We start from the raw sequence: 23940 nt of genomic DNA, 5'->3' as shown, positions 1-23940 counted from the left end.
GATGACCCGTCCCGAAGGAGAGCCTGTGTCACCCAAGTCCGGCGAGCCGCACAAGTACCGAGGGATCGCCAGCGACCTGCGTGATCGCATCAAGGCGGGCGAGTTCGAGAGCGAGAAGCGGCAACTGCCGTCCGAGCGCAAACTGGCCGATCGGTACACCGCCTCGCAAATGACCGTTCGCCAGGCCCTCGGCGTGCTGCGCGATGAGGGGCTGATCGAGTCGCGCGTCGGCTCCGGCTGGTTTGTCGCTGAGTGGCGACCGATCGTGCGAAACGCTCTTGAGCGCCTCTCTGCCACGCAGTGGGGTGAGGGGCGCTCGATGTGGGATGTCGACATCGACGACCGGCGCCTCGAAGTGGTCGGGCGGACCGAGGTCGAGCTGATCAATTCTCCCGAGGATGTTGCTCGCGCCCTCGACATGGACGTGGCTGCCCGCGTGTGGAAGCGAAACCGGCGCTACGCCGTCGACGGTGAGATCGTCATGCGGGCGACCTCGTACATCCCTGACGACCTGGCGCACGACACGCGGATCACTGAGAGCGACTCGGGGCCCGGTGGCACGTATGCACGGCTGCGCGAGGCTGGCCATGGGCCGGTGCGGTTCCGTGAGCAGCTGCGCTGCCGACTGGCGACGCCGGCTGAGGTGGATGACCTCCGTCTTGCTGCTGGCGCTCCGGTGATCGAGCAGCATCGGTCTGCGATGCGCGCCGACGGGCGCGTCGTCGAGGTCAACCGAATGGTTCTGGACGCGTCGAGGTTCCTTCTGGTGTACGACTTCCCTGCCTGACCTGCCGACTTCCTGCCCTCACCCCTCGGGGTGGGGGCTTTTCGCTGTCTTGGATTCGACCACTCTGCTCTAGAGCTATTGATTGCTCTGTAGCACTCTGCTTCTATGGAGTCGTCCACCCCAGTCGACCGCAGGGGAGCACCTAGTGACGCCTGTCTCCGTCGCCCCTACGGGCGACTTCCTCGCCACCGGAGAGGTCGCCATCCGTATCGGCAGCACTCCGCAGCACGTGCGTGAGCTGATCAAGTCCGGCCGCCTCGAAGCGATCGACATCGCCAAGGGCAGCGGCCGACCCCGGTTCCGCGTTTCCGAGGCCGCGCTCGCCGTCTTCCTCGACAGCGCCGCCGTCCGCACCGTCGCCATGCCTGCCACGGAGGTGGCTTGAGATGACCACCGCGACCCCGACCTCCTTCCGCCCCGCGGCGACGCAGCCGGGCCTGTCGGCCGCCGACCGCACGGCTCACGACCTCGCCACGTTCGTCCGGCGTCCGCTGGCCGTCGACGACCACGGCAAGACGAAGGAGCCGTTGCCTCAGCGGCCCCGCGGCCCGCACCCGTACCGGACGGCGGTGGCGTCGTGAACGAGCGGGAGCGCGTGCAGCTGCTGCAGGCGAAGGCGCAGCAGCTGGTGGCCGATCTTCCCGCGTGGGACGGCGAGTCCCCGGCGGTGCTGGTCACGGTCACCGACCCGGTGACACGGCGTCGCCTGGGCCACTGGTTCGTGCCGGCCGCCACTGCGCCTCAGCCCCGTCCCCGCCTGCGTCTGGTGGAGGCGTCGTGACCGATCAGACGTACCTCCGACGCTGGCAGCGTGCCGCCTACCAGGCGCTCGGCGAGTTCCTGATGGCCGACGGTTTGCCCGCCGTCACGTGGACGATCCCCATCTCCGGGGCGCTGGTCGCCGACGTCGACTCGCTGACGTCGACGCCGGACGAGCAGCGGGCCGCGTTCGCCGCCTGGGCCCGCCACCTGAACGCCGACGTCATGCCGGAGCGGACCGCCTCCGGCGGCACGGTCCACCTGTACGCGAAGTTCTCGTGGCGCGGCGAGCGCGTCCGCACCACGGTTCGCGGCGCCATCCGCGCCTCCATCTACCCGCCGATGGAGGACGAACGGTGACCGACGACCAGCGCGCCGAGCTGCTGCGCAAGGTCCGCGAGGCCAATAAGCGGTCCGAGGACCGCCCGAAGTAACCCAAAGCCGCCGGGCTGGCAGTCCGACAATCCCCCCGTCCTGCCAGCCCGGCACCCAACCTCCCACCACGCCTGAAAGGCACCGCCATGTCCCTGACCCTGATCACCTCCGCGCCGTCGTCGGACGCCGCCTACCGCACCAGCCTGATCCGTCAGTACCTGGCCGCGGCCGACTGGACGGTCGAGCTGCACCTCCTCGCGGAGGCCTCCGACTACGACCGGGCCAACCCGGGCGCGCCGTCGCTGACGGACGAGCTCGTCGGCTCCCGTCTCCCGGCCGCCGCCTGATGGGCGCCGAGTTCACGCCCGAGGCCCGCGCCCACGCCGACCAGGCGGTGGCCGCGATCGAGGCGGGGGACTGGGCGGCGGCCGAGGAGCACCTGAACGCCGTCGCCGACAGCTCCCCGGCCGACCGGATCGTCCTCGGGGCCGTCATCCACGAGACCCGCCAGCAGACCCGCTGACCCCACAGACCGCCGGGCGCGGAACCCCAACCACCCCGTCACCGCGCCCGGCCCCCCCCGGAAGGAACCCCGCCATGCGGCTCCCCGCCTGGATGAAGGGCCACCACGGCCCGCACCGGATCCGTGACCGCCAGCCCGACATGTGGAACGGCAAGCCCCTTCCGCAGCGGGAAATCACCCACACCAACCTCAACTACCGGCTCTACGACGGCCGCACCGGCGAGCTCCTCAGCTTCAACTCCACCAACAGCCTCGACTCCCTCGTCACCGACGTCCTGCGCACCCAGCAGGAGCACCCGGGCGCCCGCATCGTCGCCGTCGAGTACGACGGCCCCGCCTTCCCCACCGGAGCTGACCAGCTGCCCGATCCGCCGGTCACGCACCGGCGGTGAGGGGAACCGCGCCAGCGCTTCCACCACCCACCGAAGGGAGCCCGCCATGGGCCTGTTCAAGAGCCTCCACACCAGCACCGAGGACCTCCGCGCCGAAGCCGAGGGGGTGAAGAAGTGCATCGCCGCCGAGGAGAAGCTCGACGCCGTTCGGCCGCCGAGCTCCCACATGTACGCCGACACCAACATGGCCAGCTACCAGCACAGGCTCAAGGAGATCAACGAGGAGCTGAAGAACCGCTCCTGACGCCCGCGCTGACCAGCTGCCCGCCGGGCCCGTCTCGCACGGGCCCGGTTGAGGGGAGCCGGGACAGCCCCGGCCATCCGAATCGAGGAGAGCACATGGCATTCAGCCCCGCAGCAAAGCGCCACATCGACGCCGCCACCGAGGCCAAGGCTCGCGGTGACCGTCGAGAGATGTTCAGCCAGCTCTCGAAGCTCGTCCTGACCGGCACCGATGAGGACGCAGCACGAGTGGCGATCGCGGCCGTCACCGCCGCGAACAAGCGCAGCTGACCGGCTGTCCGCGGCGCCCGGCCCGCCCGGGCGCCAAGGAGAACTGGCGCAGCACCACCCCACCATCCCGCCTCGACCCGAGTGAGGTCGTCATGATCCGCAAGCTCCGTTGGCCGCTCGTTGTCCTCTTCCTGCTGATCGTCGGCACCTGGCCGGCCGCCGCCACCCCCGTCGTGCTCGTCGGCGTCGGCGCGGCCACGCTCCTGACCGCGATCCCCGGCCCCGCCCTGCTCCTGCTCGCCGCCATCGCTGTCTGGCGGACGCACCGGCCCGCCCCCGCCCGCACCGCCTGACACCCCGAGAGGACTGATCACCCGTGAGCAGCTGGTTCGAGGAGCGTCGCGCCGACAAGGTCGCCGACGCCCAGCAGCGGCGCGAGGACCGCGCGTTCGAGTCCGAGCTGCGCCGCAAGGAAGCGCGCGAGGCGAAGAAGGAACGCCGCGAGGACGAGGCGCAGCAGCGCCGCGACCGCGCGGCCCGCCGCCAGGCCCGCGCCGCCCGCCGGGAGAAGACCTTCACCCCCGGCAACGTGTACCGCAAGGGCACGCTCGCGCTCGTCGCCGCGTCCGCCCTGGCGTCGCTGCCGGCGCAGGTCGCGCACTTCGTGAAGATCAGCGTGATGCTGCTGCCGCTGCCGTTCGCCCTCGAAGGCGCCGCCTGGGTGATGGCCGCCGGCGTCGCCTACGCCGACGAGCGGAAGCTGCCCGCCTGGGTGCGGTGGCTCCTGCGGGCCCTGTCCATGGGCGCGGCCGGCTACGCGGCCAGCATCAACTACACCTACGGCGCCGAGACCAACGCGTCCGTCGCGTGGGGGCTGGCCGGCGTCACCGTGATGGGCCCGGCTGTCTTCGAAATCCGGCAATGGGTGTCCACCCTGTCCGCGTCCGTCGTCGATCCGAAGAAGCGGGCCGAGGAGAAGGCGCGCGCCCGGCACGAGAAGAGGCGCCGCAAGGACCACGGGGACGTCGTCGGCCTGGCGAAGCAACTGGTGTCCGCGGCCCCCTACGGCACGCTGTCGTTCGAGAACGCTTTCGCGGCCGCGTGGGAAATCAAGTACGGCACCCGGACGCCCGGCATGACCCCGGCCCTGCACGGCGAGAAGCTCGCGTCGAGCAAGGCCTACGCCGCCGCGATGGACGCCGCGAACGGTTCCCCAGTGAGCACTCGCGGCCGCCTCTTGGAGCTGCTCCACCCGGCTCCCGTGCAGCGGTTCGAGACGCCGAAAAAATCGCAGGTCGTAAGCGATCTATCCCCCTCCGTGAACAAGGCGCCGGAGAAGGCCTCGAAGGGGCCCCGGAAGCCGCCTCCGCCGCACCGCCGCACCAAGGGCGACAGCGTCCCCTTCGGCGACGTCGCGAAGAAGCAGCACAGCCACGAAGCCCGGACCCGCCTCGCCGTCAACGGCCACCACCACTAAGGACCCGTCATGGCCACCCCGCTGACCGACGATGAGCGCCCGATGCTGTCGCTCGTCCCGCCGCCCGCCGTGACGCCCGTCTTCAAGGACGAGGCGGCCACCCGGAAGCCGGCCGCCTCCATCCGCGTGATCGCCGAACGCACCAACCGGGTCGCCCAGCTGGCCCTGCTGCCGCACACTGTCCGCGGCTACCGGGAGCTCGGCCGCCGCTGGCTCACCCGCTTCTACGACGACTACCCGCAGATGATCGCCTCGACCGACCGGGCCATCCGCGACGCCGCCGGCGACGTCGACCGGGAAGCCCGCCTCAAGGCCCAGCGCGCCGGGCTGCGGGCCGAGTACAAGCGGCACCGCCTCACCTTCACCGGCAAGTCCGCCGGCGTGGCCGCGGCCGTCACCGGGGGCGGCATGTTCGGACTCGCCACCGGCAGCCTGTGGCTCGACCTGGCCGCCGCCGCGAGCGCCTGGGGACTCGGCGCCTTCCATGGCCGCGACCGCAGCCAGCCCGGCGCGGACAAGGTGCTCGGCCTGGTCGCCGACGAGACGGTCCGCAGCCACGGATCCGTCACGCTCGACGACCTTCCCGAAGGTGCGAAGCCGTTCCCGATCCGCCGCGCCGAGACGCCGCAGCAGGCTGCGATGTGCGTGCTCCTCGCGATGGTCGCCGAGAACGTACCGGTCGTCGAAGTGTGGGACGTGGAGCGGCAGCCGTGGGGCTGGCAGTGCAAGGTCCGCGTCTCCGAAGGCACCCCAGAGGTGATCATTGCCAAGGCTGGCGGCCTGGAGACCCGGTTTGACCTGCCCACCAACGGCGTCCGGCCGCAGCCCATGGTCGAGCGCCGGGCCTGCGCCATCCTCCGCCTCGTCGAGGGCGACCCGTTCGCCACCGCCCCAGGCATGCCCTACCGGGCGCCGAAGTCCCTGTCGATCACCGACCGATTCCGCATCGGGACCTCGGTCGGCGGTGACCCGCTGGACATCTCGCTGGCCGGCGTCATGGGCCTGTGGGTTGCCGCGTCCGGCGGCGGCAAGACCGGCATCTTGCAAGCACTCGCCGAGGGCACCACCGCATGCCGCGACAACATCACCATCGATCTCGACCCGCACGGCGACGGGCTCGAAGACCTCGGCGAGTGCGTCCGCCTCACCGCCCGCACCAACGAGCAGATCGAAGCCGTCCTGCTGTTCTTCCTCGTCATGTCCAAGGCTCGGGCCCGACTCCGTAAGAAGCTCGGCATGGGCAAGAAGTGGATCGCCAGCGCCGAACACCCGGCCGTCACGATCTTCTTCGACGAGTTCCCCAAGGCGACCGAGCTGGCGAAGAGGCTGGCGTTCGACCTGCTGCTGGTGGGTCGCAAGGAGCTGATCGAGCTCGAGATCGCGTCCCAGGGTGGCCAGAAGGCCTACCTGGGGGAGAACTTCGCCCAGATGGTCGCCCTCAAGGCCGTCGGCCCGTGCAAGGTTGGCGACACCCGCGCCTTGTTCGGCGACGGAGCCGTCGCGGAGGGCTGGCTGCCGCACAAGCTGTCCCCGGCCACCGACACCGACCCCAAGGATGCCGGCCACATCTTCATCCAGGGCGTTCCCGGCATGGCGGACGAGCCGATCGAGTACAAGGTGCACGAGACGCCCGCCGCGGCACTGCGGAAGCTCGCCAAGGAGCGCAGGGACGCCGGCTTCGTCGAGCCCGACCAGATCAGCCTCGAAGCGATGCGCGGCGTCGACCTGCCCGAGTACGTCGAGGCGGAGTACGACAAGGACGGCGACATCAAGAAGCCGGCCCCGGTCGAGCTGCTCACGTGGGACCAGCTGCTGAAGCTGTGTGACGCCGCGCCGACGGTGCGCGCGCAGCTGGCCGCCGGGCCTGCGCGCGCGGTCGTCGAGGACGCGGTCGCTGTCATGGAGAAGGCGGGCGTCGACCGGATGAAGACCGAGGCGCTCCTGCTGGCCCTGCGCGACTTCGAGACCGCCTATATGGGGTGGACCGTCGACGAGGTGAAGGCCCGTCTGAAGGAGGGCGGCGCCGGATCCCCGGAGACGCTCGGCCGGATCGGTGACGAGCAGAACCCGCGGGGCTACAAGCTCGCCAAGCTGACCGCCCTGTTGTGACCGTTACGCGAAGAATGCACCCCTGATCAGGACCTGCTCAGCCCTGATCAGGCCGCAAAACCGCAGGTCACAGCCGCTCACGCTACTGCTCACGACCTGCTCACCGACTGCTCTGAGCGCCCCCTGATCAGACTCTAGAGCAGCCCTGACCTGCGCAAACGCCCGCTGAGCAGACCTGATCAGCGGGAACAAATCACCGCAAACCAGAAACGGAGCCTCACCCATGCCCAAGTCCTGGAAGCCCGGCGACGCGAAGCGGTTCGCCCGCGAGGTCAAGCTCGGCAAGCCCTACTACGTCGTCCTGAAGGTCGCCCGCAACATCGCCCCCTACGAGGACCCCTACCTCGCCTCCACCCACGTCTTCACCAGCCGGCTGCCCTTCACCGGCAGCCCGTGCACCGAGTCCGGCTACAGCGCCGTCGACCTCTGCCGCCTCGCCGGGCCCGTCTATGACGCGCCGCCCGCCGGTGTCCGCAACGTCGCCGCCCCCGCCCCGCAGGTCGCCGGCCCGCTCCCGAAGGGCTACGAGGCCGTCCTCGACGAGGCGGAGATCCGCGGCCTGGAGAAGCAGGTCCGCGACAGCTCCGACCCGAAGACCCGCCGTCGCCTCGGCGGCTGGCGCGTCTGACCCCGTCCGAACCAGATCGAACAGGAGATCATCCGATGGCCGCAGCACAGTACAAGCACCAGTCCGTGAAGGACTACGTCGCCGCGAAGAGGCGGGGCGACCGCGCCACCACCGACCGCATCGTCCGCGAGGTCACCGCCCGCTTCGACACCCGCACCACCGATGGAAGCGAAGCCGCCGAGCTCCTCGACGCCACCATGGCCGTCCGCTTCGGCGAAGACCTGTAGCTCCGCCGGGGCGCCCCTCGAATGCCTGGAAGCGACCAGGGGCGCCCCGCCCACCCTGCCCGAACCAGACCGAACAGGAGATCACCATCATGGCATCACGCATGACGGACCAGCAGTGGGAGGCCCGGAACGGCGCCCTCTCCCCGGGCGAAGCGACCGCCAAGGGACTGTGCTGGCAGTGCACCGGCAACGGCGTCCTCTACACCGCGTTCGGCGGCGTCCAGCGGGTCGTGCCCTGCAAGGAGTGCCGCGGGAACGGCGAGGCCAGCCGGTGACCACCGCAGTCCTGTCCCCCGCCGCGGCGCCAGCCCTCGACTTCGAGACCCGGCTCGCCCTCGCCGAGGCCGCCATGAACGTGCGCCTCGCCAACGCCTCCGCCGCCATCGAGGTCAACGCCGCCCATATCCCCATCGACCCCATCCCGCACGTCGACGCCGCCCCCCTTCGCACCCCTGCCATCGCGCCGTGCCCCTACCCGACGCCCGTAGCCGCCACCCTGTGGCGGGCCCGCAACCACCTGCAGAACAACGGCTGGTGCGCCGGAGCGCTCCGCGACGAACAGGGCGCCGTCTGCCTCATGGGAGCCATCCGGGCCGCCGCCAGCGCCGGGGCTGCCGACGACGCCGTCACCGTCCTCTTCGAAGCGATTCGCCGCGACTTCCCGGACGCGACCTCCGTGCCCGCATGGAACGACCAGCGCGCCACCCTCCACCTCGCCGACCGATACCTCGACCGCGCCGCCGAACTCGCCCACGCCCGCAACCTCTAAGGAGACCCATGCCCAAGCCCACCCCCGAACAGATCCGCGAAGCCGGCCGCCAGCTCCAGCGCGGCGGAATCCTCGGCCGCGGCAGCAAGAAGGCCGCCGACAAGCTCGTCGAGCAGGCCAAGAAAGCCGGATTCGACGAACAGGAGATCGCCTTTCAGATCCTCGGTGCCGCCGCCGAATGCGAGCCCCGCCGCTGGGCGCGGTGAAGACCTACCACTGGTCGGCAGTTGTCGGCGACGGCAAGCACAATGATGGCGAAGCCGCCGGAACCGTCCGCGCCTCATCCGAGGCCGAAGCCCGCACCCTCATCGCCGACTGGGTCCGCCAGGACAGCGCCCGCAAGGGGCGCGACTGGTTTGCCACCACCGATGACACCGTCACTGACCATGAGGTCGAGGAGGAACCGTGCGGCGAGGGCATGTGCCAGTGCTCCTGCGTGGGCCTTCTGCGCCCGTGCGGCTGCGACTGCTGGCGCTGTCCGTACTGCCAACAGCTCCCCGAGGACTGCGGGTGCGAGGACGACTGCTAGCACCTACTTGCTAGTTGATCGCTCAAACTGTAACCTCCGGAATCGATGGTGGAACACCCGTCGCAAGCGCATCCCGAACCCCCGCCGTGAGCATCCCGGCGAGGGTTCTCGCATACCGGGAGGTGGCATGCCGACCTTCCCCAACCCCGAGCTGCACGCGCTGTATCAGCGCGACCTCGGCGACATCTGGGAAGCCGCGCGGGCGGCCGGCGTGAAACCCGGCACCATCCGCGTCTGGGAGAGCAGAGGGAAGATCGAGCGCGTCCGCCTCGAAGGCGGTCAGCCGCTCTACCACCTGCCGACTGTCGAGGCCGCCGCACAGGTCAAGCCCGGTCGTCCATCCCGCGCCGCCTGATCGTCCCGTCGTCCCTGCCACCCCGTCGTGGACGGCGGGACTCCCCGTCTGGAGGCTGCGATGCCCGATGAGTACGTGCTGCGGCTGGAGGCCTCCGGCGAGGTAACCCCGGCCCAGCCCGAACCCGACGCCATCGACCCGGAGCCTGAGGAGGCTGAGCAGTGACCGCAGGACTCGCCCCCAGCCTGGTGTCCGGCTGGCTCAACACGCTCCGCACGACCGGCAACGGCGGCGCCGCTTACAGCGCGGTCGCCGGGACGTTCGTCCAGCTGCACACCGGCGACCCGGGCGCGGCCGGTACCGCCAACGTCAGCGTCGGTTCGACGACCCGCAACAGCTTCGTCTTCTCGTCCTCGTCGTCGGGATCGGCGCTGTCGCTGGGCACGCCGCCGTCGGCGTGGACGAACGGCGGCACGTCGGAGACGCTCACTCATATCTCCGTGTGGACGGCGTCGAGCGCTGGGACGTTTCTGTTCTCGGTCGCCCTGACCGCGTCGAAGGCCTGGGCGTCCGCGGACACCTTCACCCTGTCCACGCTCGGGGTAGCGCTCACTCCGCAATCCGCGTAGCGGCCTGGAGGCGTCGCCATGACGACCTTCACCGACGACTTCAACCGGGCCAACTCCACCAGCCTCGGTGCCAGCTGGGTCGAGGTCTCCGGCGACTGGTCGATCGTCTCCAGCCAGTTGAGCCCCGGCTCGGCGGGCGGCACGATCATCCTGCGCGCTGCCGGGGCGATGGCCACCAACGACCACTACGCGCAGGTCACGATCGCCGCCACGGGGGCGGTCAGCCACGGCGTGTGGTGCCGCGGCAACTCGAACATCAGCCAGGGCTACCTGTGGAGGAATGACGGGTCGAACTGGACCCTGTTCAGCGTCGTCGGTGGCAGCTTCACCAGCATCGGCAGCTACGCCGTGGCCGCCGCGCCGGGCGACGTCGCGAAGATTCAGGCCGTCGGCAGCACCATCAAAGGCTTCGTCAACGGCATCCAGAGAGTCTCGGTCACCGACACCAATGTGCCCACTGGGACCAGCGTCGGCCTGCGCTCCGAGTCGTCATCTGCGATCAAGTTCGACGACTTCGCCGCGGGGGACGTCACCTCCGGCACCACGGGCGACGCGGCCCTCTCGGGCAGCGCCACGCTGTCCGCGGCCGGTGCGCGCAGTACTGCGGGAGCCTCTGCGCTCACCGCGACCGCCAGCCTGGCCACCTCCGGCCAGCGAGCCGCAGCAGGTGCCGCAGCGCTGACTGTTACGGCCGGCCTCACTGCAGACGGAGTCCGGGCCGCCAGCGGCGACACGAGCCTGACCGCCACCGCCGCCCTCACGGCAGGCGGCACCCGCACCACAACCGGGACTGCCGCACTGGCCGCGTCGGCGAGCCTCGCCGCAGACGGCGTCCGGAGCGCGTCGAGCGACGCAGGCCTCGCCGCCTCAGCCGACCTGGCCGCCGCAGGCGCGGTCGGCGCCAGCGCGGGCGTAGCGCTCGCCGCCGAAGCAGACCTCACAGCCACCGGGCAGAGGGCCGCATCCGCCGACGGGGCGCTCGCGGCCGAAGCGAGCCTCGCAGCGACCGGACTGCGCGGCGCCTCGACCACCGCCGGCCTGGACGCGACCGCCAGCCTGACCGCGCAAGGGCAGGCCGGCTACAGCGGGACCGCCGCCCTGACCGCGACGGCCACGCTCACCGCCGAAGGGACGACCGGCGCGCCGCCCGTGCTCGGCACCGCCACCCTCACTGCCAGGGCGGGACTCGCCGCCGCCGGTGTCCGGACGGCGGCGGTAGGGGTCACGCTGGACGCTGCTGCGGTGCTCGCGGCGGCAGGGACGGCAGCGACCGCAGGATCTGCGGCGTTCGCCGCCACGGCCGCGCTCACCGCCAGCGGCGCCGTACTCGGATCCCACGACGACGTTGACGTCACCATCGGCGCCCCCTACAGCCCGTGGAGGGCAGGGCAGCCGCACGCGGCCGCCTGGACCGTGCAGGCCCCGCACCCGAGCGGCTGGGAGGTGGGTGCACCGTGCTGATCCCCGCCTCCTCGACGGAGTACCTGCACATCCCCGTCACCGCCCCGGCCGGGGTCGACCTCACCGGCGCGCCCGTACAGATCGCCATCGTGCTCCACGCCGACAACCCGACCGACGCCGAGTGGCACGACGCCGAATGGGCCGACGGCGAAGCCCGGTTGCTCGTCGGGCCCGACGGCGGAGCGCTCGCCCTCACCCGCGGCACCTACCGGGTGTGGATCGCCGTCGACCCGCCCGGAGCCGAGAACATCACCCGCCAAGCCGGCACGTTGAGAATCACCTAGGAGAGCCCGCGCCATGGACGATCTCCTCGTCATCATCCCGACCCGCGGACGGCCCGACAGCGTCCCCGCCATCCTCGACTGCTGGCGGAACACCGGAGCCACCGCCGACCTCCTGTTCGCCGTCGACGACGACGACCCGATGCTCGCCGGCTACCGCGAGCACATGGAGCAGATCAACCAGCCGGGGATCCACTGGGTGACCGGGCCGCGGCTCCGACTGTGCGGCACGCTCAACGAGGCCGCCGTCGCCATGGCTGCCTGCTATCGGTTCCTCGCCTTCATGGGAGACGACCACCGGCCCCGCACGGCCGGCTGGGACGAGCGCTTCCGCGTCTGCCTCTCCGGCGGGCCCGGCGTCGTCTACGGCAACGACCTCCTCATGGGCGAGCAGATGCCCACCGCGGCCGCCATGACGAGCGACATCGTGCAGACCCTCGGCTACATGGCGCCGCCGTCCCTCGTGCACCTCTGCCTCGACCTGGTCTGGCTCGACTGGGGCCGCGGTATGGAGCGGATCACCTACCTCGGCGACGTGGTCATCGAGCACATGCACCCGGCGAACGGCAAAGCCGCCATGGACGCCGGCTATCAGGAGTGCAACAGCTCCGAGCAGGCCACGGCCGACGCCACCGCCTACTACGCCTACCGCGACGAAGGCGGTCTCGAAGCCGACCTCGCCAAGCTGCGAGCCCTGGTGGAGGAGGTGGCATGAGCGCCGACGACGTCATCTCAGCCTGGGACCAGGCCGACCCCGACGCCATCCACCCCACCCGCAGCGTCTCCGAAGAGGCCTACTGGGCGTCCGGCGAAGCACAGGCCAAGCTGCTGGCGGCTGTCATTCCCGCCGGGGCGAAGCTGATCGACTTCGGGTGCGGTGACGGGCGCGTCGCCATCCCCATGGCCGATCTCGGCTACGAGGTGACCGCCGTCGACGCGTCTCAGCGGATGCTCGACCGGCTTGCCGACTGCGCCCCGGCCATGACCACCGTGCACGCCGCAGCCGACGGGCTCGCCGCTCACCTGGGCCGGCGCCGCATGGACGCCGTGTACAGCCTGGCCGTCCTCATCCACCACAGCTACGACGACTGCCTCACGATCGTCGGCAAGCTGCGGGCCGCGACCAAGCTCGGCGGGATCCTCGTCCTCGACTGGCCCGTCTCCGACCGGCCGGCCGAAGCGGCCAGCTGGATCGGCGTCACCACCTGGTCCGCCGAGCAGCAGACCGAAGCCTGCAAGCGGATCGGCCTGGAGCCCGTCGACAGCGGGCTGCCGTGGGGCGTCTACCGGGCCGTGAAGGCGAGCAGCTGATGCGCGTCCTCCTCACGGGCGCGTCCGGCTTCGTCGGCCGCCACCTGCACCGTGCACTCCTCGACCGGGGCGACGACGTCCTCGGGCTCGACCTAGCGGGGACGGTGTTCGTCCGGCAAGGCGATGCCCTCGACTTCTTCCGCACCGATGACACCCGCTACGACCTCGCGATCCACTGCGCGGCCATCGTCGGCGGTCGGGCCAGCATCGACGGATCCCCGCTCGGCGTCGCCACCAACCTGGCACTCGACGCCTGGTACATGCGCTGGCTGGTCCGCACTGGCACCCCGCGAGCCGTGTACTTCTCCAGCTCCGCTGCCTACCCGGTCGCCCTCCAGCAGCCCGGCGACGTGCGCAAGCTGTACGAAGAGGACATCGACCCCCGGTTCCCGGAAGAGCCCGACGCCACCTACGGCTGGGCCAAGCTGACGGGGGAGAAGCTCGCCGCCTATGCGGCCGCTGAGGGCTGCCGGATCCTGATCCCGCGGCCGTTCTCCGGATACGGCGAGGACCAGGACGAGGCGTACCCGTTCCCGGCGTTCGTCGCCCGGGCCAAGCGGCGCGACGACCCCTTCGAGATATGGGGGAGCGGCGACTCCACGCGGGACTGGATCCACATCGACGACCTCGTCGGCGCGGTCCTGGCCGGCCTGGACGCTGACGTGACCGGCCCGGTCAACCTCGGCTGGGGCAGGGCCACCTCGTTCGACGACCTCGCCCGCATCGTCTGCGCCGGAGCCGGATACCGGCCTCAGCTCAAGCACCGCACCGACGCGCCCCGCGGCGTACACCACCGGGTGTGCGACCCGGGACGGATGCTCGGCTTCTACGCTCCACAGGTCACCCTCGAAGAGGGCGTCAGGCGGGCTCTCGCGTCGTGAGCGGCGGCTGGCAGGGCTCGGATCGCAAGGCCCGGCTGCCATCGAACTGGCGGCAGATCCGGGCCCGGATCCTCGCCCGTGATCCGGTCTGCAAGGTCTGCGGGGTGCGGCCGTCGACGCACTGCGACCACATCGAAGCCAAGACCGACGCTCATGTGGACGACAGGCTGCAAGGCGTGTGCGGCCCCTGCCACGACCAGAAGAGCAGCCGGGAAGGGAACGACGCCCGGCGCGCCAACCCCCGGCCCGGACGGGCCCGGCCGCCCGAACAGCACCCCGGACTGAGGTGACCGTGCCCGCCTACCTCATCGTCCACCCCCGCGATCAGAAGCGGGACGACGTCCTCATCGAAGACTCAGCCCTCGCCCTCCACTTCGAGGCAGGCTGGGCGATCCTCTCCGATGCGGACGGCGTATGCGTGGCCATCCCCTGCGGGCAAGGGGCGTCCATCCAGCGGGTAGACGACACCCAGGAGCCCGCGCCGCAGGAAGGGTGATCACTGTGGCAGCACGAGGACGAGGAAGCCGCAGCCAGCGAGGCAACGCCGCAACGCTGCGCAGGTACTGGAGTACCGGAGCCGGCGGAGCCAAGATCAGGTGGAACACGCCAGGCGACTGGACCAGGTGTACACGCCAGCTGCACAAGTACATGGGAGCCAGGGCCAAGGGCTACTGCCAGCTCCTCCACATCCGCAACACCGGGGTGGGCACGGGCAGCAGGGCCAACGTGGGCAGGCGGAGCAGGTAGGCAGCCGGACGCGGCACCCAGGAGGCAGGCATGGCAGGCACCTGCACGCTGCACGTCCAGTGTCCCGAGTGCGACGTCGTCGTACCGATCGCGGTGCGAGCTGAGCTTGCACGCGTGAGCGATCACCAGCAGACGATCAGCCTCGAACCCGACCTGACCGAGCTGTGGGCTCACGCTTGGACCCACGAAGCTCAGGTTGATCAAGGTTAGATGATCAGGAAATCCATGATCATCATGACCATGATCACCTGGGGGGGTTACCTTGATCATGATCTTTTTGGGATCGGGACCGTATAGCACCTGAAAATCTGTACGGGTTCCCTAGGCCTCCGGCCTGCAATAACGCGCCGCGCGATCAAGGTCCGCCCTGGTGGCGGGCCCGGCCGGCGCATCTCACCTGCCCCCCGCGCCCTGGTGGCGCGCCTGACCCTGGAGGTCGACATGGGCGCACACGGACCTATCCCGAAGCGCAGCGAGGAGCGCCGGCGCCGCAACAAGGACGACGGGCCGAAGCTGACCCAGGCCCCGGCCGGCCCGCCGACTGACCTGCCGGACCTGCCCGAGCCTGATCCGCTGTGGCATCCGATCGCCGCCGACTGGTACCTGTCGCTGCAGGAGTCCGGCCAGGCCGTCTTCTATCAGCCGTCGGACTGGGCGATGGCCCGGTACGCGGCGGAGCTGATGTCCCGGGGCCTGTCCTCGGACCGGCCGCCGAACGGCCAGTACGTCAGCGCCCTCGACAGCGTCATGGCCCGCCTCCTCACCACCGAGGGGGACCGGCGCCGGGCGCGGATCGAGCTCGAGCGCAAGCCGTCCAGTCCGCAGCTTGCTTCGGTGAGGCCGCTGGACGCCTACCGTGACCTCGCGGGTGGCTGACGAAGAAGTCCCCGCCGTCATCGAGCCGTTCACGATCGGGCCGACGTGGAAGCGCGGCCCGGACGGCCGGTTCGTTCTGCCGGAGTACACCCTCGGCTGGCAGTGCCTGGCGTGGACGGCGACGTATCTGCAGCACTACGCCGGTAAGCCGTGGCAGTACACCCCGGAGCAGGCTCGGCTGACGCTGTGGTGGTACGCGATGGACCCGGCGACGAACCGGTTCCTGTGGCGGGACGGCGTGATCCAGCGCTTGAAGGGCTGGGGCAAGGATCCGTTGATCGCGACGTGGTCGGCGTTCGAGTTCGTCGGCCCGTGCCGCTTCTTCGGAGTCGCCGACGACGGTAACCCCTGGGGCGTCCCGGCCGGCCAGCCCCTCGGGGCGCAGCATCCAGCGGCGTGGGTGCAGATCGCCGCGGTATCGCAGGACCAGACGCGGAACACGATGACGCTGTTCCCGTCGATCCTGTCGAAGCGGGCGATCGAGGAGTTCCGCATCGACCTCGGCAAGGAGATCATCTACGCCGACAAGGGTCGGGCCCGCATCGAGGCCGTCACCTCGTCGCCGCGCGCTCTCGAAGGCGGGCGGCCGACAGCCGTCAACCTGGGGGAGACCCACCACTGGGTGGAGTCGAACCAGGGCCACGAGATGGCAGCCGTCATCGAGCGGAACGCCACCAAGTCGGCTGACGGGCAGGCCCGGACGCTGGCGAACACGAACGCCTTCGAGCCCGGCGAGGACTCGGTGGCGGAGCGGACGCGGGAGGCGTTCGAGTCGGCGGCGGCCGGCCGGGCGGCCGACACGGGCTTGTTCTACGACAGCCTGGAGGCTCCGGCCGAGGCGAAGCTGGTCGAGGAGTGGATCGAGCCGACGCTGCGCGCCGTGCGCGGGGATTCGACGTGGCTGGACATCGAGCGGCTGAAGGCGTCGATCCTCGACGTGCGCAACCCCCCCAGCCGTAGCCGCCGGTTCTGGTTCAACCAGATCGTGGCCGCCGAGGATGCTTTCCTGGCCCCCTATGAGTGGGACGCCTGCCATCAGGGCATCGACTTGGCCGACGGCGACGAGCTGGTGCTGTTCTTCGACGGCTCGAAGTCCGACGACGCGACGGGCCTGGTGGGCTGCCGCCTCTCGGACGGGTTCGTGAAGACGCTCGGGGTGTGGCAGAAGCCGGCGAACTGGCCCGAGGGCACGCCGTGGCGGGTGCCGCGCGAGGAAGTCGACGGCGTCGTGGAGCGCGTGTTCGCGCTGTACAAGCCGCTGGCGTTCTTCGCCGACCCGGGCGCCGGCCACGATGACGCGGACGGCGAGCGCTACTGGGACGGCTACATCGACGCGTGGGCCCAGCGCTACGGCAAGCGGCTGAAGCTCAAGGCTGTGAGCTCGGGTCACGGGCAGCACGCGGTGATGTGGGACATGCGTGACCGGCGCCGCCAGCAGACGTTCACGGAGGCCGTGGACCGCTTCTACCGGGACGTACTGGAGCGGCAGCTCACGCACGACGGCCACAAGCTGCTGCGGCAGCACGTGGCGAACGCCCGGCGTCGCACGAACGCCTGGGGCTACACGATCGGCAAGGAGCATCGTGAGTCGGCCCGGAAAGTCGACTTGGCGGTGTGCGCGATCGGGGCGCGGATGCTGCGCCGCATGGTCATGAACTCTCCGGCGTGGGTGAAGCGGTCGACGGTCCGCGGCAAGGGAAGGGTGGTGGTCCTCCGGTGAGCATGACCATTCCCGAGCTGCCTCTGTTGACGTTGTCGGACGACGAGGTGCAGCTGCTGACGGCACTGCGGTCGGATCTGCTGACGCAGCGGTTCAAGCTGGAGCTTCTGGACGCCTACTTCAACGGCGAGCAGATCGTCCGGGATCTCGGCATCAGCATTCCGCCGCAGCTCAAGGGCCTGCACACGGTGATCGGCTGGCCGCGGATCGGCGTGGAGGCGCTGGAGCAGCGTCTGGATCTGGAGGCGTTCCGCTGGGCGGACGGCTCTGACGCCACCGCGCTGACGGAGATCGCCGAGGCCAACGACTGGTTCGACGAGGCCAGCCTGGCACACCTCGACGCCCTGACCTACGGGCGCGAGTACGTCTCGGTGGGCTCCGGCGAGGGCGATGACCCGCCGCTGGTGACGTTCGAGTCGCCGCTGGACATGACCCTGTTCTGGGATGCCCGGCTGCGGATGGCGACGTCGGCGCTGCGGGAGTGCCAGGGCGACCGCCTGGATTACGGGCTGGCGCCGGAGGACCGGCTGGCGACGCTGTATCTGCCGGATCAGACGGTGTTCGCGGTGGAGGTCGACGGCGGCTGGGAGGTCATCGACCGGGACGTTCACAATCTGGGGATGCCGCCGGTGCTGCGGATGGCGAACCGGCAGCGCACGGCGGACCGTGTCGGCCGGTCGGAGATCACGCCCGAGGTCATGAGCATCACGGATGCGGCGTGCCGGCGGCTGATGGGCATCGAGGTGCAGGCGGAGTTCTTCGGCGCGCCGCAGCGCTACATTCTCGGCGCCTCCGAGTCCGCGTTCCAGGACGCGGAGGGCAACGCCAAGTCGGCGTGGGAGACGTACATCGGTCGCGTTCTGGCGCTGGAGCGGGATGAGGATGGCCAGGTGCCGACGGTGGGTGCCTTCGCCGCGCACGACCCGTCCGGGATGACGAAGATCATCGACTTGTACGCGCGGATCATGTCGTCGCAGTTGTCGGTGCCGCCCCACATGCTCGGCTACACCAGCGACAACCCGGCCAGTGCGGACGCGATCCGCTCCGCTGAGGGCGCGCTGGTGAAGAAGGCCGAGCGGCGCGTCCGCCGCTTCTCGGCGACGCACCGGGACGCGATGCGGCTCGCTCTGTGGTTCCGCGACGGTGAGCCGCCGCCGAAGGAGCGGCGCATCGAGTGCGTGTTCCGCAACCCGGCCACGCCGACGATCGCCGCGCAGACCGACGCCGCGGTGAAGATGGTCCAGGCGGGCATCCTGCCGGCCGACGGCGATGTCGTCCTGGAGATGGCGGGGCTGTCGGAGGATCAGCGACGCCGGGTGGCCGCCGAGCGGCGCCGTAGCGCGGCAGCCGCGTCCGGCGGCCAGTTGATGGATCGGTTGGCCGCGCTGGGCGCGACGCAGGCGGTGCCCGCTGTGGCGGAGGTGACCGGTGGCGGCAGCGGTCTCGGATAGCGGCGGCGACGCCGACCGGTATCGCGCGGCGCGCATCGGGCTGACCCGCATCCTGATCCGGGAGGTGCGAGGTCTGCGGCGTCTGATCCTGCCGTCCAGGTTGCGGGAATCGGTCCCGGACTGGATTACGGCGATGGACACGGTCATCGCCCAGTACTCGCGGACGTCGTCAGCGCTGGCGGCGGATTTCTACGACGCCCAGCGGGAGGCGGCCGGCGTTCCGGGCCCGTTTACGGTGCCGGTCGCTGATCCGCCACCGGGTGAGCAGACGGAGGCGTCGCTGCGCTGGGCGACGAAGGATCTATGGCCGCGTGACCCGGAGGATCCGGCGACGACGGCAGCGCAGTTGGAGCCGATCGATGTGCGGCTGGCGCAGGCCGAGAAGAAGGCCGAGCAGGTGGCGCAGAAATTGGTCACGGACACGGGCCGCGGCACCGTCCAGGAGGCGGTGCGGCAGGACCGGCAGGCGACAGCGTGGGCGCGATCCGCGGCTCGCGGCGCGTGCGCGTTCTGCAAACTCTTGGCCTCTCGCGGCGCGGTCTACAAGCGGGAGACGGCAGATTTCCGGGCTCACGACGGCTGTCACTGCGGCGTGATCCCGGTGTTCAAGGGGCAGCGGTTCGAGCTGTCCGACCACGCCCGGGAGTGGGAGCGCATCTATCGCGAGTTCGCGGCGCCTCACCCGGGAGACCAGCTCCGCCGGTTCCGGCTGGCGCTGGCGGAGCACGACAGCAATCCGCTGCCGGGCTCGTACTGACCGACCCCTACGGCCGCCCTGGTGGCGGCCTCTCTCAGCCCCTGGAGGGCGACTTCACCATGCCCGAAAACGAGGAGACCGAGCAGGTCGAGACGGAGCCGCAGGAGCCCACCACCGCCCTGGAGGCGGAGCAGGCGAAGACGGACCCGTGGGCCGATCCGGATGCAGCGCGCAAGGAGATCGAGAAGCTGCGCCGGGAGGCGGCCAAGTACCGCACGAAGGCCGGCGAGCTGGAACCCTTGGCCAGGAAGGCGCAGGAACTCGAGGACGCGCAGAAGTCGGAGCAGGAGCGGCTCACCGAGCAGCTCACCGCCGTTCAGGAGCGCGTGAAGGCAGCCCAAGCGCGCGCCGTGCGCTCGGAGGTGCGGGCTCTGGCGGCCGCCGGGTTCGCCGACCCGGACGACGCGCACGCCTTCCTCGACCTTGACTCCTTCGTCGACGCCGACGGCGAGATCGACGCCGACGGTATCCGCGCCAGCCTTGACGACCTGCTCAAGCGCAAGCCGCACCTCGCGAAGCCTGCCGACAACTCCCCGCGGCGTCCGGCTCCGGACCGCACGCAGGGGTCCTCGGGCAACGGCAACCGAACCCCCAACAGTCGCGGCGAAGTGTTCGCCGGGCTCATGCAGAAGGCCCTTGAGGGCCGCTGAGAGAGGTAGCCCCCGATGGCTCACACGAACCCGATCAAGACTTCCGACCTGAACTCCGTCTTCCTGCCGCCCGAGCTCATTGGGCCGATCTTCGCCAAGTCCACCGAGCAGTCGGCGGTCATGGCGCTGTCGAACCGGGTCCCGTTGTCCATGACCGCCAACACGGCGATCCCGGTGCCGCTCGACGTGCCGACCGCCGACTGGGTCGAGCAGGCCGGACGCAAGCCGCTGGGCACCGGCGGCGTGGACGTCAAGACGATGAGCGGCAAGAAGATCGCCGTCTTGATCCCCGCCGCCATGGAGGTCGTGCGCTCCAATGCCGCCGGTCTCTGGGCGCAGCTGGAGCGCGATCTGCCGACCGCGTTCGCCCGAGCCTTCGACCGGGCCACGATCCACGGCAAGACCATGAAGGGCGCCACCGGCCCCTTCCCGGACTACCTGGCCGCCACGAGCAAGAGCGTCGCCATTGGCGGGACCACGCAGGCCAACGGCGGCATCTGGGGAGACCTGGTCAAGGGTCAGAAGGAGATCATCGACGACGACTGGGACTACACCGGGACCGTCCTCGACTACCGGATGAAGCCCAGCCTGCTCGGCGCCACGGACACCACCGGGCGGCCGATCCTGGTCGACACCACCCAGCCCGGTACCGGAGCAGCCCTCGCCGGCTCGCTCATCGGCGAGCCTGTCGCCTACTCGCGTGCCGTGTCCGGGAAGCTGCGCCGCCAGTCCGGCACCGTCGACACCGGCCTTCGAGGAATTGGCGGTGACTGGTCCCAGACGGCGTATGGCGTCGGAATGGAGATCAACATCCGCGTCAGCAACGAGGCCACGTACATCGACGAGGACGGCGGCGTCCACTCCGCGTTCCAGGAGAACCTGGTGCTCCTCCTGGCGGAGGCGTACTACGGGTTCGTCCTCGGCGACGAGGAGGCGTTCGTCAAGTACCTGGCGGCGGGCGGCAGCTCGTGACGTCGGGCGGGGAGGGCGGTCGGGCGCCGATGCGGGTCGTCGCCCGGCTGCACGGCTACCCGCCCCGCCACAACGCCGGCGCCGAGTGGATGGTCCACAGCATGTTGCGGGCCCTCGTCGAGCGCGGTCACGACGTGTCGGTGTGGCTGTCCCGCTACACCGACGACCGTGCCGAGTACGACCTCGACGGCGTTCAAGTGGTGCCGCTGCAGACCCGGCTGGACGCCGCCACCGCGATCCGCAAGGCGGACGTGGTCGTCTCCCACCTGGAGAACGTCCCGTCGGCCGGCGCGCTGGCCCGCGGATACGGCAAGCCGCTGGCGGTCGTCTGCCACAACACGCACCTCCCGTCGTTCCGGCAGATGGCGGCCGGGGACACGGCACTCGCGGTCTACAACTCGCAGTGGATGGCGAGGGAGGCCGAGCTGTTCTTCGCCGAGTACCCCAGGGGCGTCCGGCCCGGGCGGGAGGTCATCGTCCGGCCGCCGGTCTTCGCCGACGAGTACCGGACGAAGCCCGGCAACAAGGTGACGCTGATCAACCTGAATGCGGAGAAGGGCGGCGAGCTCTTCGGGAAGCTGGCCCGCCGCATGCCCGACGTCGAGTTCCTGGCGGTCGTCGGCGCCTACGGCGAGCAGATCGTCCCGGACCTGCCCAACGTCGAGGTCATCGACCACATGTGCGGCCACGAGATGCGGGACGCGGTGTACAGCCGCACGAAGGTGCTGCTGATGCCGTCCTCCTACGAGTCGTGGGGCCGGGCCGGGGTGGAGGCGCTCGCCTCGGGCATTCCGGTGATCGCGCACCCCACCCCGGGGCTGTGCGAGGCCCTTTCCGAGGCGGGGGTGTTCGTCGACCTGCACGACGTCGACGGCTACGAGACCGTGATCCGCAGGTTGCTGACAGACCGTGCCGAGTACCGGCTGGCCGCGAAGCGGGCGAGGTCGCGGTCTGCCGAGCTGGATCCCGCGCCTGATCTGGCTGCTTGGTGCGACGCGGTGGAGTCTCTGGCCTGAGGAGGCGCAGATGGTGTTCGTGCCCCCGACTGCCGCGGAGCTCGGCCTCTTCCTGGACCTCTCCGAGATCAACGGGGACCGGGCCGACCTTCTGCTGACCCAGGCGGTCGCCCTGTGCGAGACCGTGATCAAGCCGCTGCCGGATCAGGCGACCGCGGTCGTCCTGTCCGTCGCCGGCCGCGGCTACGTCAACCCGCAGCAGGTGTCCTACGAGACGATCGGCCCCATGTCGGTGCAGCGCCCGCAAGGCTCGGGCGGCCTGTATCTGACGAAGGCCGACAAGACGGCCCTGAAATCGCTGGCCGGCCGCGGCGGCGCCTTCACCGTCGACCCGACGCCGGCCACGGCGGACCCGTCGCCGACCTGGCCGGTCGACGAGGGCTACGGGCCGCCGCTGGAGTACGAGCCGGGCTGGGGGTGGGTGTAGGTGCCTGCCCCGTACCCGTTCGGGGAAACGGTGCGGATCCTGCGCACCGGCGCCTCGCCCGGCCGTGACAACCGCGGGCAGCCGCTACCCGGCCCGGACGAGTCCTTCGATCTGAAGGGCTGCGTCGTCACCCCGCGGGCCGAGACACCGCAGGTGGGCGGGGACCAGCAGCAAGCCCGCGACACGGTCATCGTCGGCTGGACCGTGTACGCGCCCGCAGGTGCGCAGCTGCGGACCACCGACCGGGCCCGCATCAGGGGAGTCGACTGCAACATCACGGGCGAGCCCGGCGACTGGGGCCGAAGTCCCTTCACCGGCACGCGCGGCCCGATCCAGTTCGCCGCCGACCGGGTCACGGGCTGAGGCGGACCCGGGCCTCTTCGATCGCAGCGACGATCTTCTTGGCCTCGTCGTTGCGCTTGTGCGAGATGCTCAGGCTGTTGCGGTCCGACCGCGGAGGCCTGCCGCCGAAGAAGCCCCTCGTCTCGCAAGCCGGTAGAGAGCCAGCCACGAGGAGCTGAATGTAGCCGTGGAAGAGCCAGCTGCCCGGCTTGAAGGTGGTGCCCGTGATGTCCCGGACGCTGATCCTGTGGTGCCGGTCTTGCTGCCCGAGCTCCTTCTTCGTGATGGTGACCCAGTCGCCGTCGAAGCTGATCGCGGCCATGACGCCCTTGACGTCCATACGTCCCCCTTAGTGCCGTGAGGAGTTGAGGGTATGGCAGCGCGTTTCAAGATGAAGCGCAAAGGAGTGGGCCAGATGCTCCGGATGCCGTCCATGGAGGCGGAGATGCGGCGCCGCGCCGAGATCATCAGAGGTGTCGCACAGGCCATCTCGCCGGTGGACGACCGCGGACCGCACCCGGGCCACTACAAGGCATCCTGGGAAGTCGACAGCACTTCGCGCGGCGGCCGGCACCGCGACCGGGCCACCGCCACAGTCCGCAACACCGCCTACTACGCACGCTGGGTGGAGTACGGCACCGAGAAGGTCCACGCGCATCACGTCCTGCTGCGCGCCGCCCAGATCGGCGGGACGAACCAGTGACCGCGATCATCGACATCGAGGCAGAGCTCATCCCTCGCGCCCAGCAGCGGTGGCCGGACGCGGTGGTGCGCGACGAACTCGACAACGACCTGCTGAGCGAACTGCCGACGATCCAGTTCGAGCAGCTTCCCGCTGGGGGCGACGACGGCGTCCGGCTCGCCCGCTTCCTCGTCGACATGGACGTGTACGCGGCCAGCCGGGCCGAAGCCTTCACCCTGGCCCGCGAGGTCCATGCCTGGATCACCGGCCAGCTACGGGGGTCGTCGAGCCCAACAGCCGTCATCGGGCGGACGGGATGCCTGACGCTCCCGGCTGTACGCCCCTACGAGAACACTGGCCTCCGCCGAGTCGGTGCCACTTACGAGATCTTCTGTCACCCGGCCTGACCGGGAA

At 70.4% G+C, this 23940-nt stretch carries 41 protein-coding genes; 40 read left to right on the top strand and 1 reads right to left on the bottom strand.

The window, feature by feature from the left end; translation table 11 throughout:
* Positions 1 to 25 precede the first annotated feature (25 nt).
* The 38 genes from Sri02f_RS10435 to Sri02f_RS10260 all read left to right on the top strand — a co-directional run bounded on the left by Sri02f_RS10435 (position 26) and on the right by Sri02f_RS10260 (position 22865).
* A complete protein-coding gene (locus tag Sri02f_RS10435; protein ID WP_159106695.1) occupies positions 26 to 787 on the top strand; it encodes a GntR family transcriptional regulator in 762 nt (253 codons plus the stop codon).
* 145 nt (positions 788 to 932) lie between these two features.
* Positions 933 to 1172, top strand: a complete 240-nt coding sequence (locus tag Sri02f_RS10430) for a hypothetical protein (RefSeq protein ID WP_109000800.1) — start codon at positions 933 to 935, stop codon at positions 1170 to 1172.
* A 1-nt stretch (position 1173) separates the two neighbouring features.
* The gene (locus Sri02f_RS10425) at positions 1174 to 1368 is read left to right on the top strand and encodes a hypothetical protein (RefSeq protein ID WP_109000799.1); all 195 of its coding nucleotides are present in this window, start codon (positions 1174 to 1176) and stop codon (positions 1366 to 1368) included.
* Positions 1365 to 1568: a hypothetical protein gene (locus Sri02f_RS10420; protein WP_109000798.1), complete on the top strand. Its 204-nt coding sequence runs from the start codon at positions 1365 to 1367 to the stop codon at positions 1566 to 1568. The genes Sri02f_RS10425 and Sri02f_RS10420 overlap by 4 nt, the downstream gene beginning before the upstream one ends.
* Positions 1565 to 1906: a hypothetical protein gene (locus Sri02f_RS10415; protein ID WP_109000797.1), complete on the top strand. Its 342-nt coding sequence runs from the start codon at positions 1565 to 1567 to the stop codon at positions 1904 to 1906. Before Sri02f_RS10420 ends, Sri02f_RS10415 begins: the two co-directional genes overlap by 4 nt.
* Before the next feature lie 161 nt (positions 1907 to 2067).
* Positions 2068 to 2268, top strand: a complete 201-nt coding sequence (locus tag Sri02f_RS10410; RefSeq protein ID WP_109000796.1) for a hypothetical protein — start codon at positions 2068 to 2070, stop codon at positions 2266 to 2268.
* The gene (locus tag Sri02f_RS41160) at positions 2268 to 2444 is read left to right on the top strand and encodes a hypothetical protein (RefSeq protein ID WP_159106694.1); all 177 of its coding nucleotides are present in this window, start codon (positions 2268 to 2270) and stop codon (positions 2442 to 2444) included. Before Sri02f_RS10410 ends, Sri02f_RS41160 begins: the two co-directional genes overlap by 1 nt.
* Before the next feature lie 74 nt (positions 2445 to 2518).
* Complete coding sequence (locus Sri02f_RS10405; RefSeq protein ID WP_109000795.1) at positions 2519 to 2836, top strand: hypothetical protein; 318 nt, start codon at positions 2519 to 2521, stop codon at positions 2834 to 2836.
* Positions 2837 to 2882: 46 nt separating this feature from the next.
* Positions 2883 to 3080, top strand: coding sequence for a hypothetical protein (locus tag Sri02f_RS10400; protein WP_109000794.1), 198 nt, complete (start codon positions 2883 to 2885; stop codon positions 3078 to 3080).
* Positions 3081 to 3175: 95 nt separating this feature from the next.
* A complete protein-coding gene (locus tag Sri02f_RS41155) occupies positions 3176 to 3349 on the top strand; it encodes a hypothetical protein (RefSeq protein WP_159106693.1) in 174 nt (57 codons plus the stop codon).
* Between the two features lie 92 nt (positions 3350 to 3441).
* The gene (locus Sri02f_RS10395; protein WP_109000793.1) at positions 3442 to 3642 is read left to right on the top strand and encodes a hypothetical protein; all 201 of its coding nucleotides are present in this window, start codon (positions 3442 to 3444) and stop codon (positions 3640 to 3642) included.
* 23 nt (positions 3643 to 3665) lie between these two features.
* The gene (locus tag Sri02f_RS10390) at positions 3666 to 4766 is read left to right on the top strand and encodes a hypothetical protein (RefSeq protein ID WP_109000792.1); all 1101 of its coding nucleotides are present in this window, start codon (positions 3666 to 3668) and stop codon (positions 4764 to 4766) included.
* A 9-nt stretch (positions 4767 to 4775) separates the two neighbouring features.
* Positions 4776 to 6875: a hypothetical protein gene (locus Sri02f_RS41150; protein ID WP_159106692.1), complete on the top strand. Its 2100-nt coding sequence runs from the start codon at positions 4776 to 4778 to the stop codon at positions 6873 to 6875.
* 223 nt (positions 6876 to 7098) lie between these two features.
* Positions 7099 to 7503 (top strand): hypothetical protein, encoded by a 405-nt coding sequence (locus tag Sri02f_RS10375; RefSeq protein WP_109000790.1) that lies wholly within the window; start codon positions 7099 to 7101, stop codon positions 7501 to 7503.
* 35 nt (positions 7504 to 7538) lie between these two features.
* Positions 7539 to 7730, top strand: a complete 192-nt coding sequence (locus tag Sri02f_RS10370) for a hypothetical protein (protein WP_109000789.1) — start codon at positions 7539 to 7541, stop codon at positions 7728 to 7730.
* An 89-nt stretch (positions 7731 to 7819) separates the two neighbouring features.
* On the top strand, positions 7820 to 8005 hold the full coding sequence (locus tag Sri02f_RS41145; protein ID WP_159106691.1) for a hypothetical protein: 186 nt from the start codon (positions 7820 to 7822) through the stop codon (positions 8003 to 8005).
* The gene (locus tag Sri02f_RS10365; RefSeq protein ID WP_245970585.1) at positions 8002 to 8499 is read left to right on the top strand and encodes a DUF6197 family protein; all 498 of its coding nucleotides are present in this window, start codon (positions 8002 to 8004) and stop codon (positions 8497 to 8499) included. Before Sri02f_RS41145 ends, Sri02f_RS10365 begins: the two co-directional genes overlap by 4 nt.
* 8 nt (positions 8500 to 8507) lie before the next feature.
* Positions 8508 to 8705, top strand: coding sequence for a hypothetical protein (locus tag Sri02f_RS10360; RefSeq protein WP_109000787.1), 198 nt, complete (start codon positions 8508 to 8510; stop codon positions 8703 to 8705).
* Positions 8702 to 9028 (top strand): hypothetical protein, encoded by a 327-nt coding sequence (locus Sri02f_RS41140; protein ID WP_159106690.1) that lies wholly within the window; start codon positions 8702 to 8704, stop codon positions 9026 to 9028. The genes Sri02f_RS10360 and Sri02f_RS41140 overlap by 4 nt, the downstream gene beginning before the upstream one ends.
* Before the next feature lie 127 nt (positions 9029 to 9155).
* On the top strand, positions 9156 to 9383 hold the full coding sequence (locus tag Sri02f_RS41135) for a MerR family DNA-binding transcriptional regulator (RefSeq protein ID WP_159106689.1): 228 nt from the start codon (positions 9156 to 9158) through the stop codon (positions 9381 to 9383).
* Positions 9384 to 9544: 161 nt separating this feature from the next.
* On the top strand, positions 9545 to 9952 hold the full coding sequence (locus Sri02f_RS10350) for a phage tail fiber protein (RefSeq protein WP_109000785.1): 408 nt from the start codon (positions 9545 to 9547) through the stop codon (positions 9950 to 9952).
* An 18-nt stretch (positions 9953 to 9970) separates the two neighbouring features.
* Complete coding sequence (locus tag Sri02f_RS42040) at positions 9971 to 11413, top strand: hypothetical protein (protein ID WP_174855622.1); 1443 nt, start codon at positions 9971 to 9973, stop codon at positions 11411 to 11413.
* Positions 11407 to 11697: a hypothetical protein gene (locus Sri02f_RS10340; RefSeq protein WP_109000784.1), complete on the top strand. Its 291-nt coding sequence runs from the start codon at positions 11407 to 11409 to the stop codon at positions 11695 to 11697. The genes Sri02f_RS42040 and Sri02f_RS10340 overlap by 7 nt, the downstream gene beginning before the upstream one ends.
* A 13-nt stretch (positions 11698 to 11710) precedes the next feature.
* A complete protein-coding gene (locus Sri02f_RS10335) occupies positions 11711 to 12409 on the top strand; it encodes a glycosyltransferase family 2 protein (RefSeq protein ID WP_109000783.1) in 699 nt (232 codons plus the stop codon).
* A complete protein-coding gene (locus Sri02f_RS10330; RefSeq protein ID WP_109000782.1) occupies positions 12406 to 13005 on the top strand; it encodes a class I SAM-dependent methyltransferase in 600 nt (199 codons plus the stop codon). Before Sri02f_RS10335 ends, Sri02f_RS10330 begins: the two co-directional genes overlap by 4 nt.
* On the top strand, positions 13005 to 13886 hold the full coding sequence (locus Sri02f_RS10325; RefSeq protein ID WP_109000781.1) for an NAD-dependent epimerase/dehydratase family protein: 882 nt from the start codon (positions 13005 to 13007) through the stop codon (positions 13884 to 13886). Before Sri02f_RS10330 ends, Sri02f_RS10325 begins: the two co-directional genes overlap by 1 nt.
* Complete coding sequence (locus Sri02f_RS10320) at positions 13883 to 14176, top strand: HNH endonuclease signature motif containing protein (RefSeq protein ID WP_109000780.1); 294 nt, start codon at positions 13883 to 13885, stop codon at positions 14174 to 14176. The genes Sri02f_RS10325 and Sri02f_RS10320 overlap by 4 nt, the downstream gene beginning before the upstream one ends.
* Positions 14177 to 14178: 2 nt before the next feature.
* Positions 14179 to 14382, top strand: a complete 204-nt coding sequence (locus tag Sri02f_RS10315) for a hypothetical protein (RefSeq protein WP_109000779.1) — start codon at positions 14179 to 14181, stop codon at positions 14380 to 14382.
* Positions 14383 to 14663: 281 nt separating this feature from the next.
* On the top strand, positions 14664 to 14843 hold the full coding sequence (locus Sri02f_RS10305; protein ID WP_109000777.1) for a hypothetical protein: 180 nt from the start codon (positions 14664 to 14666) through the stop codon (positions 14841 to 14843).
* A 231-nt stretch (positions 14844 to 15074) separates the two neighbouring features.
* Complete coding sequence (locus Sri02f_RS10300; RefSeq protein WP_109000776.1) at positions 15075 to 15509, top strand: phage terminase small subunit; 435 nt, start codon at positions 15075 to 15077, stop codon at positions 15507 to 15509.
* Complete coding sequence (locus Sri02f_RS10295) at positions 15502 to 17229, top strand: terminase large subunit domain-containing protein (protein ID WP_109001023.1); 1728 nt, start codon at positions 15502 to 15504, stop codon at positions 17227 to 17229. Before Sri02f_RS10300 ends, Sri02f_RS10295 begins: the two co-directional genes overlap by 8 nt.
* 2 nt (positions 17230 to 17231) lie before the next feature.
* Positions 17232 to 18680, top strand: coding sequence for a phage portal protein (locus tag Sri02f_RS10290; RefSeq protein ID WP_109000775.1), 1449 nt, complete (start codon positions 17232 to 17234; stop codon positions 18678 to 18680).
* Positions 18658 to 19437, top strand: coding sequence for a VG15 protein (locus Sri02f_RS10285; RefSeq protein WP_109000774.1), 780 nt, complete (start codon positions 18658 to 18660; stop codon positions 19435 to 19437). The genes Sri02f_RS10290 and Sri02f_RS10285 overlap by 23 nt, the downstream gene beginning before the upstream one ends.
* A gap of 59 nt (positions 19438 to 19496) precedes the next feature.
* Positions 19497 to 20087: a phage scaffolding protein gene (locus Sri02f_RS10280; RefSeq protein WP_109000773.1), complete on the top strand. Its 591-nt coding sequence runs from the start codon at positions 19497 to 19499 to the stop codon at positions 20085 to 20087.
* A gap of 15 nt (positions 20088 to 20102) precedes the next feature.
* On the top strand, positions 20103 to 21059 hold the full coding sequence (locus tag Sri02f_RS10275; RefSeq protein WP_109000772.1) for a phage major capsid protein: 957 nt from the start codon (positions 20103 to 20105) through the stop codon (positions 21057 to 21059).
* Positions 21060 to 21088: 29 nt separating this feature from the next.
* Complete coding sequence (locus Sri02f_RS10270; RefSeq protein WP_109000771.1) at positions 21089 to 22075, top strand: glycosyltransferase family 4 protein; 987 nt, start codon at positions 21089 to 21091, stop codon at positions 22073 to 22075.
* A 10-nt stretch (positions 22076 to 22085) separates the two neighbouring features.
* Positions 22086 to 22502 carry a hypothetical protein gene (locus Sri02f_RS10265; protein WP_109000770.1) on the top strand — a complete coding sequence of 139 codons (417 nt, stop codon included), beginning with the start codon at positions 22086 to 22088 and terminating at the stop codon, positions 22500 to 22502.
* Positions 22503 to 22865: a hypothetical protein gene (locus Sri02f_RS10260; RefSeq protein WP_109000769.1), complete on the top strand. Its 363-nt coding sequence runs from the start codon at positions 22503 to 22505 to the stop codon at positions 22863 to 22865. It begins immediately after the preceding gene.
* Here the strand turns inward: Sri02f_RS10260 and Sri02f_RS10255 are convergent.
* Positions 22855 to 23184: a DUF4429 domain-containing protein gene (locus tag Sri02f_RS10255; protein ID WP_109000768.1), complete on the bottom strand. Its 330-nt coding sequence runs from the start codon at positions 23182 to 23184 to the stop codon at positions 22855 to 22857. The genes Sri02f_RS10260 and Sri02f_RS10255 overlap by 11 nt on opposite strands.
* A gap of 33 nt (positions 23185 to 23217) precedes the next feature.
* Between Sri02f_RS10255 and Sri02f_RS10250 the strand changes: the two genes are divergently transcribed.
* Both Sri02f_RS10250 and Sri02f_RS10245 read left to right on the top strand, forming a co-directional pair.
* Positions 23218 to 23547: an HK97 gp10 family phage protein gene (locus Sri02f_RS10250; RefSeq protein WP_109000767.1), complete on the top strand. Its 330-nt coding sequence runs from the start codon at positions 23218 to 23220 to the stop codon at positions 23545 to 23547.
* Entirely contained in the window at positions 23544 to 23933 is a 390-nt protein-coding gene (locus tag Sri02f_RS10245) for a hypothetical protein (protein ID WP_109000766.1), read from the top strand. Before Sri02f_RS10250 ends, Sri02f_RS10245 begins: the two co-directional genes overlap by 4 nt.
* Positions 23934 to 23940 lie beyond the last annotated feature (7 nt).

It is taken from the genome of Streptomyces rishiriensis, assembly GCF_003112535.1.
Classification (GTDB): domain Bacteria; phylum Actinomycetota; class Actinomycetes; order Streptomycetales; family Streptomycetaceae; genus Streptomyces; species Streptomyces rishiriensis.
Note: the sequence above shows the minus strand (reverse complement) of the source record. Positions and strands in the feature narration are given on the sequence as shown.